General features: G+C 69.7%; 17 protein-coding genes, 1 tRNA gene and 1 riboswitch. Of the genes, 11 read left to right on the forward strand and 7 right to left on the reverse strand.

Annotation, left to right across the window (positions count from 1 at the left end; all coding sequences use genetic code 11):
- Position 1: 1 nt before the first annotated feature.
- From otsB to ABD089_RS03260, 3 genes are all read left to right on the forward strand, one after another.
- Positions 2 to 850, forward strand: coding sequence for a trehalose-phosphatase (gene otsB / locus ABD089_RS03250; protein ID WP_343884767.1), 849 nt, complete (start codon positions 2 to 4; stop codon positions 848 to 850).
- A 124-nt stretch (positions 851 to 974) separates the two neighbouring features.
- Positions 975 to 1,601, forward strand: a complete 627-nt coding sequence (locus ABD089_RS03255) for a M23 family metallopeptidase (RefSeq protein ID WP_343884768.1) — start codon at positions 975 to 977, stop codon at positions 1,599 to 1,601.
- 56 nt (positions 1,602 to 1,657) lie between these two features.
- Positions 1,658 to 1,734 (forward strand) — tRNA-Ile (locus tag ABD089_RS03260).
- Here ABD089_RS03260 and ABD089_RS13790 read toward each other — a convergent pair.
- Entirely contained in the window at positions 1,691 to 2,413 is a 723-nt protein-coding gene (locus tag ABD089_RS13790) for an MOSC domain-containing protein (protein ID WP_386769464.1), read from the reverse strand. The genes ABD089_RS03260 and ABD089_RS13790 overlap by 44 nt on opposite strands.
- A gap of 75 nt (positions 2,414 to 2,488) precedes the next feature.
- On the opposite strand from ABD089_RS13790, the gene ABD089_RS03265 reads away from it, so the two are divergent.
- The 3 genes from ABD089_RS03265 to ABD089_RS03275 are packed head-to-tail and all read left to right on the forward strand — an operon-like array spanning position 2,489 to position 3,678.
- Positions 2,489 to 2,731 carry a hypothetical protein gene (locus ABD089_RS03265; protein ID WP_343884769.1) on the forward strand — a complete coding sequence of 81 codons (243 nt, stop codon included), beginning with the start codon at positions 2,489 to 2,491 and terminating at the stop codon, positions 2,729 to 2,731.
- A gap of 3 nt (positions 2,732 to 2,734) precedes the next feature.
- A complete protein-coding gene (locus tag ABD089_RS03270; RefSeq protein WP_343884770.1) occupies positions 2,735 to 3,190 on the forward strand; it encodes an NUDIX hydrolase in 456 nt (151 codons plus the stop codon).
- Complete coding sequence (locus ABD089_RS03275) at positions 3,187 to 3,678, forward strand: DUF456 domain-containing protein (protein ID WP_343884772.1); 492 nt, start codon at positions 3,187 to 3,189, stop codon at positions 3,676 to 3,678. The genes ABD089_RS03270 and ABD089_RS03275 overlap by 4 nt, the downstream gene beginning before the upstream one ends.
- A gap of 20 nt (positions 3,679 to 3,698) precedes the next feature.
- On the opposite strand, the gene ABD089_RS03280 is transcribed toward ABD089_RS03275, so the two are convergent.
- Complete coding sequence (locus ABD089_RS03280) at positions 3,699 to 4,502, reverse strand: HAD hydrolase family protein (RefSeq protein ID WP_343884773.1); 804 nt, start codon at positions 4,500 to 4,502, stop codon at positions 3,699 to 3,701.
- Positions 4,502 to 5,470: a hypothetical protein gene (locus tag ABD089_RS03285; protein ID WP_343884774.1), complete on the reverse strand. Its 969-nt coding sequence runs from the start codon at positions 5,468 to 5,470 to the stop codon at positions 4,502 to 4,504. Before ABD089_RS03285 ends, ABD089_RS03280 begins: the two co-directional genes overlap by 1 nt.
- 169 nt (positions 5,471 to 5,639) lie before the next feature.
- On the opposite strand from ABD089_RS03285, the gene ABD089_RS03290 reads away from it, so the two are divergent.
- The 5 genes from ABD089_RS03290 to ABD089_RS03310 are packed head-to-tail and all read left to right on the forward strand — an operon-like array spanning position 5,640 to position 10,522.
- Complete coding sequence (locus ABD089_RS03290) at positions 5,640 to 6,800, forward strand: AAA family ATPase (RefSeq protein WP_343884858.1); 1,161 nt, start codon at positions 5,640 to 5,642, stop codon at positions 6,798 to 6,800.
- Complete coding sequence (locus ABD089_RS03295) at positions 6,797 to 7,864, forward strand: DUF58 domain-containing protein (RefSeq protein ID WP_343884775.1); 1,068 nt, start codon at positions 6,797 to 6,799, stop codon at positions 7,862 to 7,864. Before ABD089_RS03290 ends, ABD089_RS03295 begins: the two co-directional genes overlap by 4 nt.
- Positions 7,865 to 7,887: 23 nt before the next feature.
- Complete coding sequence (locus tag ABD089_RS03300) at positions 7,888 to 8,856, forward strand: VWA domain-containing protein (RefSeq protein WP_343884859.1); 969 nt, start codon at positions 7,888 to 7,890, stop codon at positions 8,854 to 8,856.
- Positions 8,856 to 9,833: a VWA domain-containing protein gene (locus ABD089_RS03305; RefSeq protein ID WP_343884776.1), complete on the forward strand. Its 978-nt coding sequence runs from the start codon at positions 8,856 to 8,858 to the stop codon at positions 9,831 to 9,833. Before ABD089_RS03300 ends, ABD089_RS03305 begins: the two co-directional genes overlap by 1 nt.
- A complete protein-coding gene (locus ABD089_RS03310; protein ID WP_343884777.1) occupies positions 9,830 to 10,522 on the forward strand; it encodes a YggS family pyridoxal phosphate-dependent enzyme in 693 nt (230 codons plus the stop codon). The genes ABD089_RS03305 and ABD089_RS03310 overlap by 4 nt, the downstream gene beginning before the upstream one ends.
- A 119-nt stretch (positions 10,523 to 10,641) precedes the next feature.
- Here the strand turns inward: ABD089_RS03310 and ABD089_RS03315 are convergent, their stop codons facing one another.
- The 4 genes from ABD089_RS03315 to thiM all read right to left on the reverse strand — a co-directional run bounded on the left by ABD089_RS03315 (position 10,642) and on the right by thiM (position 13,590).
- Positions 10,642 to 11,286 carry a TenA family protein gene (locus tag ABD089_RS03315; protein WP_343884778.1) on the reverse strand — a complete coding sequence of 215 codons (645 nt, stop codon included), beginning with the start codon at positions 11,284 to 11,286 and terminating at the stop codon, positions 10,642 to 10,644.
- A 2-nt stretch (positions 11,287 to 11,288) separates the two neighbouring features.
- Entirely contained in the window at positions 11,289 to 12,113 is an 825-nt protein-coding gene (thiD, locus tag ABD089_RS03320; RefSeq protein WP_343884779.1) for a bifunctional hydroxymethylpyrimidine kinase/phosphomethylpyrimidine kinase, read from the reverse strand.
- Entirely contained in the window at positions 12,110 to 12,778 is a 669-nt protein-coding gene (gene thiE, locus ABD089_RS03325) for a thiamine phosphate synthase (protein ID WP_343884780.1), read from the reverse strand. The genes thiD and thiE overlap by 4 nt, the downstream gene beginning before the upstream one ends.
- Complete coding sequence (gene thiM / locus ABD089_RS03330; RefSeq protein WP_343884781.1) at positions 12,775 to 13,590, reverse strand: hydroxyethylthiazole kinase; 816 nt, start codon at positions 13,588 to 13,590, stop codon at positions 12,775 to 12,777. The genes thiE and thiM overlap by 4 nt, the downstream gene beginning before the upstream one ends.
- Positions 13,584 to 13,679: riboswitch (TPP riboswitch) on the reverse strand. Its footprint overlaps the gene before it by 7 nt.
- Positions 13,680 to 13,682: the final 3 nt, after the last annotated feature.

A 13,682-nucleotide genomic window follows, 5' to 3' on the forward strand; every position in this document is an offset into this window, starting at 1 on the left:
CGTGACCACCTCCACGAGCGCCAACGCACCCTTTCGGGCGGTGACCCCGGCTGGTCAGGCAGCGATCGCCGCCATCGTCGCCGACCCGACCGGAACCCTGCTGGCCTGCGACTTCGACGGCACGCTGGCTCCCATCGTCGCCGAGCCCACCACCTCCCGAATGCTGGACGAGAGCCGGGCCGCGCTCTCGGAACTTGGCCCGCGGCTCGGGCGGGTCGCGATCGTCACCGGACGTCCCGTCGCGGCGGTCCGGGAACTCGGACGACTTGACGGACAAGCCGGCCTCGAGCGCGTCCTCGTCCTGGGCCAGTACGGGCAGGAACGCTGGGACGCTGCCACCGGCACCCTAGACGTCCCACCGGAACCGCTCGCGGTGCGGGAGGCGATCGCCGAGCTGGAGGGACTCTTGTCACGCGATGACTTGCCTGCCGTCGTGGCCGGCACCAGTTTGGAGGACAAGGGGCGCGCGGTCGGCGTCCACACCCGTCGTGCGGCAGACCCTGCCGCGGCCCTCGACTGGCTCACCGGACCGGTGACCGAGATCGCCGAACGGCACGCGCTCCCGATCGAACCGGGACGAATGGTGCTGGAGCTGCGGTCGGCGTCCACCAGCAAGGGCGATGCCCTGCGCTCGGTGGTCGAGGCCGAACAGCCGCGGATCGTGGTGATGTGCGGGGACGACCTGGGCGACATCCCCGCCTTCGAGTTGCTCCATGAACTGCCGGGCGGCGTGTGCGTCGTCTCCGGCAGCCCCGAGCAGCCGCAGGTCGCCGAACATGCGGACGTGCTGTGCGAGGGCCCCGAGGGGGTCGCCGCCTTCCTGCAGGCGCTGGCCGAAGCGACGCGCTGACGAAAATTCTCTCCTTTCGGCTTGCAACCCCTCGTGGCAACGGCACTTGCGGCCTATTGCCGCACGCGGGGCGCGCTGTCAGCGTTGGAACACCGCACGACCCTCCAGCCGTAAGGAGCAAGCAATGTCCCAGCCTCGCGCCACCCTCGTCGCGGTGGTGGCCCTATCCGCAGCGCTCGCGCCAGCGGTCACGGCGTCTCGCCCCGCGGCGGCTGCGATGGTGCACACCAGTTACGGCGCCCACTACGACCCCGCGAAGTGCTCCCTGTCAGCCAGGACGTGGAACGGCAACCGGCGCTTCTATGTCTCCACCGCCGCCAACTACGGTTGCTTCACGTCCAAGTGGTACAAGGGGAAGCACGCGGTGATGCTGTCCTATGGATGGACGAGTGCGCCGTGGTACGCGTCCCACGTGCACCACGGCATCGACATCGACATGCCGGTCGGGACGCCCATCTACAGCCGTCGTTCCGGCAAGGTCCTCGTCCGTCCGGCGACGATGGGGACGGCCTACGGCAGCAACCGGATGCTCGTGCGCAGCGGCACCAAGGACTACGCACTGGGCCACATGTCCAAGCTGGTCGTGCGGGACAAGCAGTGGGTCAAGGCAGGTCAACTGCTCGGCTACTCCGGCATGAGCGGCGTCGAGACCGAGGACGGCCCGCACCTGCACCTCGAGGTGCGCCCGGCGGGGGCGCGCTACTCGTCCGCCGTCGATCCGTGGACCTACCTGAACCCAACGCGCGTCTGACCACGGCGAGGCGTTGGTCGCGGCGGGTCGCAGGACCGCTAGGGTGGACCACCGCCGGGGCGTTAGCTCAGCCGGTCAGAGCAGGGGACTCATAATCCCTGGGTCGCGGGTTCGAGCCCCGCACGCCCCACCACCCGCGCGCAGTCATCACTGACGCTGATCCTGCCCGGACTCACGACGCGGCAGCCAAAGCCGAGCAGCGCGCCCGTGCGGAGATGCTTGAGCAGGTTGGCGTCCTTGCGTCCGGTCAGGGGGTCATGGTTGATCACCAGACAGCGATCCAGTTCCCGCTCGACCTGGAGCACCGCCTCGCCGACCAGCACCAGTTCGCCCGGTGCCAACAGCAGGGGAGCGTCGCGGTCGTCGATGACGACGTTGGGTCGGTAGCGCCCGGTGTCGGTGGGCAGGCCGTCCAGTTCGGAGCGCAGCAGGACGCTGACCGGGGACGACCAGATGAATCCACGAGACGCGGACGTGCGTGCCAGCAGCAGCTGGCGTCCGGCTGCCTCGGACAATCTCTGAGCCACTGCACCGTCGAAGACCAGGCCGGGGAAGGTGCGGTCGTAGTAACGGATCGTCTGCTCGGCGCCATCGAAGAGGGCCTGGCCCTCGGATGGCAGGTTCTCCACCTCGACGCGCACGCCGGCCAGTTGGGGCACATCGGTCGCCTTCACGCAGGTCAGGTCGGGGGTGATCGGCGACCAGAGCCGGTCGCCCGGAACACCGTCGATGGTGAGATCCAGCGAGTGTTCCTGGTGCCAGGTGGTGCCCTTCACCGGGCTCCATCCCAATGACTCGACCCGTGCGCCCATGGCCCCATCATCGCGGACAGGCGGAGGGACGGACGACTGGGGTCCGGACGAGGGGAGCGGGGTTAGGGTCGAGTCATGAGCAACGAGGTGGTCTTCATCTTCCGTGACGTCGACGATGCCCGCGAGGCAGCGATGGAGCTGGCCGACCAGGGCGTCCAGGTGCACGTGGACCCCGCCGGCCCCAGCATCGCGGTGCCCGACGAGGTCTACGAACAGGTCTCGGTCACCCTGCAACGGCTGGGTGGCCACGCGATGCACGAGGCCGACCAGACCGAGGAGGGGGACACGTCCATCGCCCCGCCCGCCGGTCAGGCCTGAGTGGTGAGCACGGAACCGCTGCACTTCACCGAGTACTCGACCCGCTTGGCGGGCTACGCGCTGATCGTCCGCGACGGGCAGGTGCTGCTCAGCTGGTACAACGGCATGGGCGGCAGCGGGACGCCGTGCTGGAGCCTTCCCGGGGGCGGGATCGACTACGACGAGGACCTTCCCATGGGCGTGGCCCGGGAGGTGCACGAGGAGTCCGGCTACCTCGTTGCGGTCGGACGACCCTTGACCACGTCCACCTTCACGGGCGAGGGACCGGATGGCCGTCCGTGGAAGGCGGTCCGGGTCATCTTCGAGGCCCAGGTGACCGGGGGCTCGCTCGGCACCCTCGAGGTTGGTGGTTCCACCGACCACGCGGCCTGGCTGCCCATCGACCGGGTTGCCAACGAACCAGCGGTGGCGGACATCGTCGACCTCGCACTGCGAGCCCACGCTAACCTCAACGCGTGACCCCCACCCTGATCGCCATCCTCGTCGCCGCGCTCGCCCTCGTCGGCCTGTGCGGGATCGTCGTCCCCGCCCTGCCAGGCAGCCTCACCGTGGGCCTGGGCGCCCTGCTGTGGGCACTGTGGGGCAACTCCTCGTGGGGTTGGTACGCCTTCGCAGCAGCCGTGGTGCTGCTGACGATCGGGATGGCGTCGTCCGCCCTGCGCACCCGTCGCGACCTCGGACGTCGCGAGATCCCGCAGTGGCCAGTCATCGTCGGCATCGTGTGCGGCCTGGTCGGCGCCTTCATCCTTCCGGCTCTCGGCCTGCCGATCGGTTTCGTCGCCGGCCTGTTCTGCGCCGAGCTCTACCGCGTCCGAGATGCCGGTGAGGCTGCCCGCACCAGCGTGGTCGCGGTCAAGGCGATCGGGACGGGCATGCTGCTCGAGCTGTGCTTCGCGATGGCCGCCACGGCGGTGCTTGCCACCAGCGTGCTCACCGGCCTGATGTGACGAAGTGAAGGGACGGGTCTTCAGTTCTTGTCCAGCAATGACGCGATGGTTCGTCCCACGCCGGACTCGTCGTGGCGTCCCGCGGAGGGATACCCGGCGTTGGCGAGGCTCTGGTGGCAGTCAGCCATGACATAGGGCATGCCGACCAGCTCAAGCATCGCCAGGTCATTGGGCATGTCGCCGAAGGCCGCTGCATGCGCCGGATCGATGCCGAGTTGGGCACACAACAGTGCCAGCGTGTGCGCCTTGGTCACCCCGCGCGCGCTGATCTCCAGCAGCCCAAAGGGCCCATTGAACGACCAGGTGCACGTGAGCAGGTCCCCGAGCGCCGGGGCGACCGCCATCCCGAGTTCCTCGGAGGTGTGGTCGTCGCTGACGGCGATCAACTTGACCACCGGTGCCCGGCGGACGAGCTCGTGGACGGGAGCGACCACGCCAGCGTCCTCGATTCGGCCCTCGCTCGGGTACCCCTCCTCGTGCCCCCAGCCCAGACCCCATTCCACGCAGACGTGCGCGCTGGGGACGGCCTCGCGGATCAACTGGGTGGCCTCCAAGGCCACGTCCGCCTCGATCGGGAAGCTTTCCACAACATGCCTGTGGGTCAGGTCGAAGACGACCGCACCATTGCTGATGAGCACGAAGGGTTCTGCCTCGCGGATCGGGTCGAGGCAGTCGAGCCAGCGCGCCGGACGTCCGGTCGCGACCACGAAGGGGATCCCCAGCTCGTGGCAGCGCAGGGCGGCTCGAACGTTCTCCTCGCTGGGCCTGCCGTCCGCCCCGAGGAAGGTGCCGTCCAGGTCGGTCGCGACCAGCGCGGGTCGCATCACAGCTTCTTGTTGGGCGTCGGCCCACCCTCGCCAGTTGCGGTGCCGCCGGGGCTCGGGGACTCCATCGACGGGCTGTCGGAGGGGTTTCGTCCGTCATCGGGCGACGGGGATGCGCTCGACGGCGACGCCGAAGCCGAACCTGACGATGGCGAACCCGAGGAGGGTGAACCAGACGAAGGGGAACCGGAACTCGGCGACCCGGACGACGGCGAACCGGAGCTGGGTGAGCCCGAGGACGGCGAACCCGAGGACGGGGACGACGATGGCGGCGGGCTCTGCGACTGCGAGCTCGACGGCGGGGGAGTCGTGGGCAGCGGCGGGGGCGGCGGCTGGGGCGGCTGGTTCTGGAAGAGCAGCACCGCGATCAGCAGGGCCAGCGCCGACAAGGCGATCATCAGGAGCCAACTGACCGCCATCGTCACCCAGCCAGCGCGGTCGTGACGGCCCGGCCAGGGCAACGGCCACAGGCGCGTGACGCCGGGCTCGGTGTTGTCGAGCCAGTGCAGCTTGTACTCGGGACCCTTGACTGAACCCAGCTGGGCGGTGGTGGACAGGTCGATCTGCGCCAGCAAACGGTCGGCCTCGGCCACCGCGGCGCGGGAGCCGTCCCACGCCAGCGCGACCCAGGGGGCCATCGGCGCCTCGTCCGGGCCGACCGGGTCGTCGTCCTCGCTGCGGTAGCGGTCGCCCATGCGGCCGTCATCCTGCCCTTGGCCGCCGCGGGCGACGACGGTGTCGACGTGCATCTTGTTGACCTCGCCAGCGAGGCGGTGGCGCGCATTGGCGTCCGTCGCGGCGCCATCGCTGAGCAGCACCAGCATCACGGGAGCGTTGTCGCGTCCGTGGCCGAGATAGGCCACACCGGCGGGGCTCGCGGTCAGGCGCGCGTCAAGCCAGAAGTCGCCGACCTTGGGTGGGTCGGTGACCTGGAGTGGGGTGGCGAGAACGCTGGTTGGTTCGGACATCGCCACCCATGGTTCCACATCGACCCACACCAGCGGTCAGAAACACCCTTCGCGGGCAGGGCAATGGCTTGTCCGCACGGTATCGTGGGCCGGGTCGCGACCGCAGAAGCAGAGGAAGACCACCTTGAGCACGACGCATGACGAGGCCCAGCGCCCCGAGCAGTCCACGATGACCACCGCCGAGGCAGCGAAGGTGCTGGGCGAGGCCATCAACCAGGTGCAGCGCGTCATCGTCGGGCAGGAACACATGGTCGAGCAGCTGATGGTTGCGCTGCTGGCCAAGGGCCACATCCTCCTCGAAGGTGTGCCCGGCGTCGCCAAGACGCTGGCGGTGCGCTCCTTCGCCACCGTCGTCGGCGGTGAGTTCGCCCGCATCCAGTTCACCCCCGACCTGGTGCCCTCCGACATCGTCGGCACGCGCATCTACTCCGCCGCCAAGGAGGAGTTCGACATCGAGCTCGGCCCGGTGTTCGTGAACTTCGTGCTGGCGGACGAGATCAACCGCGCGCCCGCAAAAGTGCAGTCCGCGATGCTCGAGCTGATGGCCGAGAAGCAGGCCTCCATCGCCGGCGTCACCTACCCGGCCAAGAAGCCGTTCATCGTCATCGCGACGCAGAACCCGGTCGAGTCCGAGGGTGTCTACCCACTGCCCGAGGCCCAGCGTGACCGCTTCCTGCTCAAGGTGGACGTTCCCTACCCGCGCGGCAACGAGGAGTTCGAGATCCTGCGCCGCATGTCGGTGAAGGCGCCCGAGCCCAGCCCCGTGCTCAACCCGGAGCTGACCCTGCAGCTGCAGGACATGGCGACCAATGTCTTCGTCCACAACCTGGTGGCCGAGTACGTCGTCCGTCTCGTGCTGGCCACCCGCAACCCGGCCGAGTTCGGCATGCCCGACCTCGCCCCGGTGATCCAGATCGGCTGCTCCCCGCGAGCCACCCTCGGCCTGGTCGCCGCCGCTCGCGCGCTGGCCCTGATCCACGGCCGCGACTACGTGCTGCCGACCGACGTGCAGGCGGTCGCGCTGGACGTGATGAGCCACCGCCTGGTGCTCGGCTTCGACGCCGTCGCCGACAACATCGCGCCCCAGCAGGTCATCGAGCGCATCCTGGCCATGGTTCCGCCGCCCACCCCCGTGTGGAACGACGCCCAGTCGGGCCAGCCGCGCCGCGGTTCGCAGCCCGCAATGAACCAGCCCGCCCAGCAGGCTCCGGTCCAGCAGGCGCCCGTCCAGCAGGCTCCGACCCAGCAGGCACCAGTCCAGCAGGCACCCAACCAGCAGTGGAACCCGCCGGCACCTGACGGCCAGTGGGGCCAGAACCAGGGCCGATGAGCCAGCAGCCCAGCTTCGCGCCACCGCCGCGGGATGCCGCGCCGGTCACGGACGTGGGCGCCGCCGGTTCCGTGCTGGCGCCCCCGACCGGTGCGACCCTGCCCCTGAACCAGCTCGCGCCCGAGGCCGCGCTGCGTCGGCTCGAGCTGACGATCGTCCGTCGGCTCGAGGGCTTCCTGCACGGTGACCACCTCGGCCTGCTGCCCGGCGCCGGTTCGGACGTCAACGACGCCCGCATCTACCAGCCCGGCCAGGACGACGTCCGCAAGATGGACTGGGCCGTCACCGCCCGCACCACCGTCCCGCACGTCCGCGACACCATCGCCGACCGGGAGCTCGAGGTGTGGGCGCTGCTGGACGTGACCCCGTCGATGAACTGGGGCACCGAGGGCATCACCAAGCGAGACCTCGGCATCGCCGCGATCGCCACCATCGGCTTCCTCTCCCAGAAGATGGGCGACCGCTTCGGCGGCATGGTGATGCGCCAGGACCAGGTCAAGATGCTGCCCGCCAACTCCGGGCGCACCGCCCTGTACGGCCTGCTGCGCAAGATGCTGAACGAGCCGATCGTCCCCGACCACGCGCCCGGCAACATGACCCTCGCCCGCGGCATCGAGCAGCTGGCGCGCACCCAGCGCCGCCGCGGCATGCGCGTCGTCGTCAGTGACTTCCTGACCCCTGGAGACGCTGAGCTCGACCCGAATGTCCCGCCGGAGTGGGAGCGTCCGCTGCGTCGTCTCGCGGTGCGCAACCAGGTGCTGTGCATCGAGGTGGTCGACACCCACGAGCTCGAGTTCCCCGACGTCGGCGAGATGCTGATCAAGGACCCGGAGACCGACTTCGCCCGCTACGTGAACACCTCCGACCCGGCCGCCCGGGAGCGGATGAATGCCGCCGCCGCGGCCCAGCGCCAGCGCGTCGCCATCGCGATGCGTCGCGCCGGGGTCGGCCACCTGCAGCTGCGCACCGACCGTGACTGGGTCGCCGACATCGCCCGTTTCGTGCTCGGCTACCGCCGCACCGCCGCGATGCTGCACCAGCCGCCGCAAGGGGTGATGAAGTGATCACTCCCGCCCTCGCCACCTTCCTGCTCCCGCTGCTCGGATTTCCGGAGTTCAAGAACCCCGACCGGCTGTGGGTGCTGCTCGTCCTGCCGATCCTGATCCTGCTGTACCTGATTGCCCTGCGCATGAAGGGCCGCACCGGCATCCGCTACACGAACACCGGCGTCCTCGGCGCGATCGTCCCGCGTCAGTCGCGCTGGCGCCGTCACCTGGCCGTGGCCATGAGCCTGTGCTCGCTGGTCGCGCTGGCGATGGCGTGGGCACGTCCGCTGGGGATGGAGAAGGTGCCGCGCGAACGGGCCACCGTCGTCGTCGTGATCGACAACTCGCTGTCGATGCAGGCCACGGACGTGAAGCCGAACCGCCTGGCGGCTGCCAAGACCGCCGCCAAGGACTTCATCAACACCCTGCCCGAGAGCTACAACGTCTCGGTCGTCTCCTTGTCGGGGACGCCGTCGGTGCGGATGCCTCCCTCGGTCGACCGCGGCGCCACCCTGCGCGCGATCGACGCGATGGAACTGCAGGAGGGCACCGCCATCGGTGACGCGATCACCAAGAGCCTGCAGGCCATCAAGTTGGCGCCCGTCGGGGACGACAAGAAGCAGGCCCCCGGCCTGGTCGTCCTACTCTCGGACGGGACGAACACCGTCGGCTCGGACGTCACCACCGCCTCGGCCCAGGCCAAGGCCGCGAACGTGCCCGTCTACACGATCGCCTACGGCACGTCGACGGGCTATGTCGACGTCGACGGCACCCGCGAACGCGTCCCACCGGACACCGCGGTGCTGAAGCAGATCGCCTCGTCCACCGGCGGCAAGAGTTGGGGCGCCGACTCCGCGTCCGAACTCAAGAATGTCTACAAGGACGTGAAGAGCGAGCTCGGCTACGAGGAGGTGCGCAAGGAGCGCACCGCCCAGTACGCCCTGTACGCGCTGGCGTTTGCGACGGTCGCGGCGCTCGGTGCGGTGTCGATGGCGGCGAGGTGGCCGTGATGAACCAGACCGTCTTGTCTCCCATGTTCATCGAGTTCATGCGCCCCGAACGGCTGTGGGGGCTCGCCCTGATCCCGCTGATCGGTGGGCTCTACCTGCTGCTGAACTCGCGCTTCCGTCCCGACCCGCGCCAGCGCCGCAGTCGCTTGTCACTGGTGATCCCCAAGGACCGCGCCTGGAAGCGCCATGGTGCCGTGCTGCTCGCGCTCGCCTCGCTCGCGTCCTTGGTGGTCGCGTGGGCGATGCCGAAGAGCTACACGAACGTCCCGCGCGACCGGGCGACCATCGTCATCGCGATCGACGTGTCCCGCTCGATGATGGCCACGGACGTCGAACCGACCCGCCTGGCCGCCGCCCAGACCGCCGCCAAGGAGTTCACGACCCTGCTGCCGGACCGCTTCAACGTCGCGCTGGTCACCTTCGCCGCGACCGCCGACGTCGTGGTGCCGCCGACCACCGACCGTGGTGCGGTGAGCCGTGCGATCGACAGCCTCGAACTTGCCCCGACCACCGCCATCGGCGAGGGCATCTACACCTCTTTGAAGGCGCTCGAGATGGTGCCGGCCGACCCCGACCACCCGGACGAGACGGCTCCCGCCGCGATCGTCCTGCTGTCCGACGGCGCGACCAACTCCGGGCGTGCGTCGCTGACCGCCGCCCAGGACGCGAAGAAGGCCGAGGTGCCCGTCTACACGATCGCCTACGGCACGGCGACCGGTTACGTGATGGAGAACGGCGTACGCCAGCCCGTCCCCGTGAACCATGGCGAGTTGTCGGCGGTGGCGAAGGCGTCCGGCGGAAAGAAGTTCTCCGCCGCGTCGAAGTCCGAACTGGAGGCGGTCTACAAGACCATCGCCCAGTCGGTTGGCTACGAGAAGGTCTACACCGAGGTCACCGACCGGTACGCCGGGTTGTCGCTGCTGTTCGCGGTGCTCGCCGCGCTGGGCGTGATCTCGCTCGGCGCCCGCTGGCCATGATCACCGAGAACCTCGCACGCGTCCGCGCGCAGGTCGACCAGGCCTGCGCTGATGCCGGACGTGACCCCTCCGAGGTGCGGCTGTTGCCGGTCAGCAAGACCCATCCGGTCGATGCCCTGCGGGAGTGCCAGCGCGCGGGTTACTCCCTGATGGGTGAGAACAAGGTCCAGGAGATCCAGGCCAAGAGCGCCGCGCTCGCGGGGTCGGACGTGAGGTTCGCCCTGATCGGGCACCTGCAGACCAACAAGGCCAAGGTGGTCGCCGAGCTCGTCGACGAGTTCCAGTGCCTGGACTCGCTGCGGCTGGCCGCCGAGCTGGACAAGCGCCTGGCCACCGCCGGACGGACGCTGCAGGTGCTGGTCCAGGTGAACTCCTCCGACGAGCCGCAGAAGTCTGGGCTGCCGGTGGACGAGGTGGAGGCCTTCGTCGACCAGCTGGGCGGGTTCAGCCATCTGGACGTCCGGGGTTTGATGACCGTCGCGGTCAACGGGAAGCCGGACGAGGTCGCCGCCTGTTTCGAGCGCGTGCGCTTGGTGCGCGACCGGCTGCGGGACGTGCACGCGCTGGATCGGGAGTGGGACGAGTTGAGCATGGGCATGTCCGGGGACTTCCCGATCGCGATTGCCGAGGGCTCGACGTGCGTGCGGATCGGCACCGCGATCTTCGGGGCCCGCGACTATTCCGTGTGAGCTGGCCGGAGGGACCCCTCGACAAGCTCGGGGAGCGTGGTGGGGTCCGTTCCCCGAGCTTGGACCCCGTACGTTCCCCGAGCTTGTCGAGGGGTCTTTCCGGCCACCCGTCACCACGATCAGATGGGCCAGCGCTCCTGACGCCAAGCCGCGTCCCAGAACATCCACTCGTAGCGCGATGCCTGGGTGAAGGCGTCCGCCATCCGCGCCCTCGTCGCCGGACCACACCCCTCGGCGAGCCGATCGGTGATGGCGCGTGCCCGCGCGGTCTGTTCGGCGAACAGCGGGTCGGCGTACATGCCGATCCAGTCGCCATAGGGATGCCCCTCAAGATTCCCGGCCGCGCCCAACAGCGCGTCCCCGACGTCCTGGTAGATCCAGAAGCAGGGCAGGATCGCCGCGACGCCCACCTCGTAGGCGTCCGTGGACGCGGTCGCCAGCAGGTAGCTGGTGTAGGCGCGGCAACTCGGCGACATCGTCCCCGCACCGACCTCGACGTGGGCGGCGTGCAGTTCGCGCTCGGCGACGATCGCCCCTTGCACCCCGATTCCCCAGAAGGTGATGTCGTCGGGGTCGGTGGCCCGCGCGGCGAGCATCGCCATCGCCCGGGCGTAGTCGGCCAGGTAGAGCGCGTCCTGGGTCATGTAGCCGTCGAAGACCTCGCGCGGCAGGCTGCCGTCGCCCAGTCCAGCGACGAAGGGGTGTTCGTGGATGGCGGCCAGCAGGTCCTGGTTGGCCTGCCAGACCTCGTCGGTGAATCCCATCGTCAGCGTCCTTCCTGCTCGTCGTCCCAGATGTCCCAGAAGTGGTGCACCGGCCCGTGTCCCTGACCCACCGCCAGCTCGTCTGCGTGCTCGAGGGCGTGGGTCAGCCACGCCTTCGCGTCCGTCACCGCCGCGAGCCAGTCGTCGCGTCGCGGACGCAGCGCAGCGATGGCGGACGACAGGGTGCAGCCCGTCCCGTGGGTGTTGGTCGTGGTGACGCGGTGCGCGCTGAGCCGCACCAGCCCGGTCTCGTCGCCGTAGACGTCCACCGACTCGGGTCCGGCCAGGTGCCCGGCCTTCAGCAGGACCCGTTCGGCGCCCAGGTCGAGCAGCGCCCGTGCCTGCGCCGGCATCTCGTCGTCCGACCGGGCCTCGTCGATGCCCAGCAGCACTGCCGCCTCGGGCAGGTTCGGCGTGATCAGCGAGGCCTTCGGCACCAGCGACAGCACCGCCGCCTCGGAGTCCGCGTCCAGCAGCCGGTCGCCCGAGGTGGCGACCATCACGGGGTCCAGGACGACGTGCTGCCCGCCGCGGGCGCGGTAGTCGTCGACGATCTCGCCGACGGCGCGGGCGACCTCGGCATTGGCCAGCATCCCGATCTTGATCGCGTCCGGCAGGATGTCGTCGGCCAGCGTCGTCCACTGCTGGGTGACGAAACCCGCGTCGGTGGCGACGAAGCCGGTCACGCCCTGGGTCGACTGCGCGGTCAACGCGGTGACGATGCCCATGCCGTAGGCGCCGAGCGCGCTGAAGGTCTTCACGTCGGCGAAGATGCCCGCACCGCCGCTGGGGTCGACGCCCGCGATCGACAAGGTGGTGATGGTCATCGCGCGTCCCCTTCCTCGGCATGCCACTCCCGGACGATCGCAGCGGTGGCAGCACCCGGATCGTCCGCGGAGCAGATGGCGCTGACGATCGCCATGCCAGCACCGGACGGCTTGATGGGGGCGATCCGTCCCGGGCCACCCACGCCGCCGATCGCGACCGCAGGAAGATCGCTGAGCGCGACGAGCTCGGCCAGGCCGTCGGGGCCGAGTGGGGGAGCCGCATTGGGCTTGGTCTGCTGTGCCCACACCGGCCCGATGCCGACGTAGTCGAGGGTTCCGGCGGGCAGGGCGTTGGCCGCCTCGACGTGCTCCCGGCGTTCCACCGAGAGTCCGAGGATCGCGTCCGGCCCCAGGACGGCGCGGGCTTCCAGCGGTGGCAGGTCCCCTTGTCCGATGTGGGCGCCGTCAGCCCCGGCATCGGCGACCAGGTGGACGCGGTCGTTCAGCACCACCGGTACGCGTCCGGCGACGACGTCGACGACGGCCCGGGACAGGGCAAGGAAGTCCTCGTCGCTGGCGTCGGGGTCGCGCACCTGCACCAGGGTGGCCCCGTTCTCGACGGCCGCAGCCACCGTGGCCACGACGGCGTCAAGGCCGCCGCACTGTCCGGTGTCGGTGACCAGATAGATGGCAAGCTCACGCTGCATGGTCTGGGCGTCCCTCACAGCCGGACCCTCTCCGCGAGCTCCTCCGGGGTGGTCAGCTCCAACTGGTCCAACAGGGCCACGGCGAAGGTCCCGGGACCCTTGGCGGTTTCCATCGCCTTGTCGGCGGCAACCGTCATCAAGGCGGTGGCGGCGCTGGCCGCGAGCAACGGTTCGACGACGCCCGCGAAGCCAGCCATCAGCCCACCCAGACTGCAGCCGACGCCGGTGACGCGGGTCATGATCGCGTCCCCATTGCTGATGCGCACCACCTGCTCGCCGTCGGTGATGTGGTCGACCGCACCCGAGACGGCCACCACGCAGCCGTGGGTGCGGGCCAGTTCCTGCGCGAGGTCCAGTACCTCCTCCGGGGACGCGGTGGAGTCCGCCCCGCGTCCGCCGGCACCGCCGGACAGGCCGGAGATCTCGGACGCGTTGCCGCGAATGATCGTCGGGCGGTGTTCCAGCACCTCGACCGCGAAGGCCGTCCGGACGGGCAACCCACCCGCGGCGACCGGGTCCAGCACCCACGGCGTCCCCGCCTCCTGTGCGGATCGGGCGGCGACCCGCATCGCCTCATAGGTCTCGCGGTAGGGGGTGCCGGTGTTGACGAGCACGCCGGAGGCGAACTGGGCGAAGCCGCCCGCCTCCTCGGGGTTGTCGACCATGGCGGGAGCTGCACCGGCGGCGAGCAGCACATTGGCCGTCCACTGGGCGACGACGATGTTGGTGAGGCACTGCACCAGGGGAGTGTGTTCGCGCAGTTGGCGCAGGGCGTCCGCGAGCGCGGCGGGCGTGATGGTTGCAGGGGCAGTGGGTATGGGTGTGCTCATGACGAGAACGTCCCTTCGCTAGTCCGAACTAGATCAGGTTCAACGGGTCTGTTCTCAGCCACCAATCGGTGGCACCCCGCGTCCTTCGAGCA

This window comes from Luteococcus sanguinis, from assembly GCF_039527675.1.
Taxonomy (GTDB): Bacteria; Actinomycetota; Actinomycetes; order Propionibacteriales; family Propionibacteriaceae; genus Luteococcus; species Luteococcus sanguinis.

Excerpts from the sequence above, each read along its gene's own strand:
- ABD089_RS03255 (WP_343884768.1), top strand. The coding sequence starts at position 975 with ATGTCCCAGCCTCGCGCCACCCTCGTCGCGGTGGTGGCCCTATCCGCA.
- ABD089_RS03315 (WP_343884778.1), bottom strand. The coding sequence starts at position 11,286 with ATGGGATTCACCGACGAGGTCTGGCAGGCCAACCAGGACCTGCTGGCC.
- ABD089_RS03285 (WP_343884774.1), bottom strand. The coding sequence starts at position 5,470 with ATGTCCGAACCAACCAGCGTTCTCGCCACCCCACTCCAGGTCACCGAC.
- ABD089_RS03295 (WP_343884775.1), top strand. The coding sequence starts at position 6,797 with ATGAGCCAGCAGCCCAGCTTCGCGCCACCGCCGCGGGATGCCGCGCCG.
- ABD089_RS03265 (WP_343884769.1), top strand. The coding sequence starts at position 2,489 with ATGAGCAACGAGGTGGTCTTCATCTTCCGTGACGTCGACGATGCCCGC.
- ABD089_RS03310 (WP_343884777.1), top strand. The coding sequence starts at position 9,830 with ATGATCACCGAGAACCTCGCACGCGTCCGCGCGCAGGTCGACCAGGCC.
- ABD089_RS03280 (WP_343884773.1), bottom strand. The coding sequence starts at position 4,502 with ATGCGACCCGCGCTGGTCGCGACCGACCTGGACGGCACCTTCCTCGGG.
- ABD089_RS03305 (WP_343884776.1), top strand. The coding sequence starts at position 8,856 with ATGAACCAGACCGTCTTGTCTCCCATGTTCATCGAGTTCATGCGCCCC.
- thiM (WP_343884781.1), bottom strand. The coding sequence starts at position 13,590 with ATGAGCACACCCATACCCACTGCCCCTGCAACCATCACGCCCGCCGCG.
- ABD089_RS03290 (WP_343884858.1), top strand. The coding sequence starts at position 5,640 with ATGACCACCGCCGAGGCAGCGAAGGTGCTGGGCGAGGCCATCAACCAG.
- thiD (WP_343884779.1), bottom strand. The coding sequence starts at position 12,113 with ATGACCATCACCACCTTGTCGATCGCGGGCGTCGACCCCAGCGGCGGT.
- ABD089_RS13790 (WP_386769464.1), bottom strand. The coding sequence starts at position 2,413 with ATGGGCGCACGGGTCGAGTCATTGGGATGGAGCCCGGTGAAGGGCACC.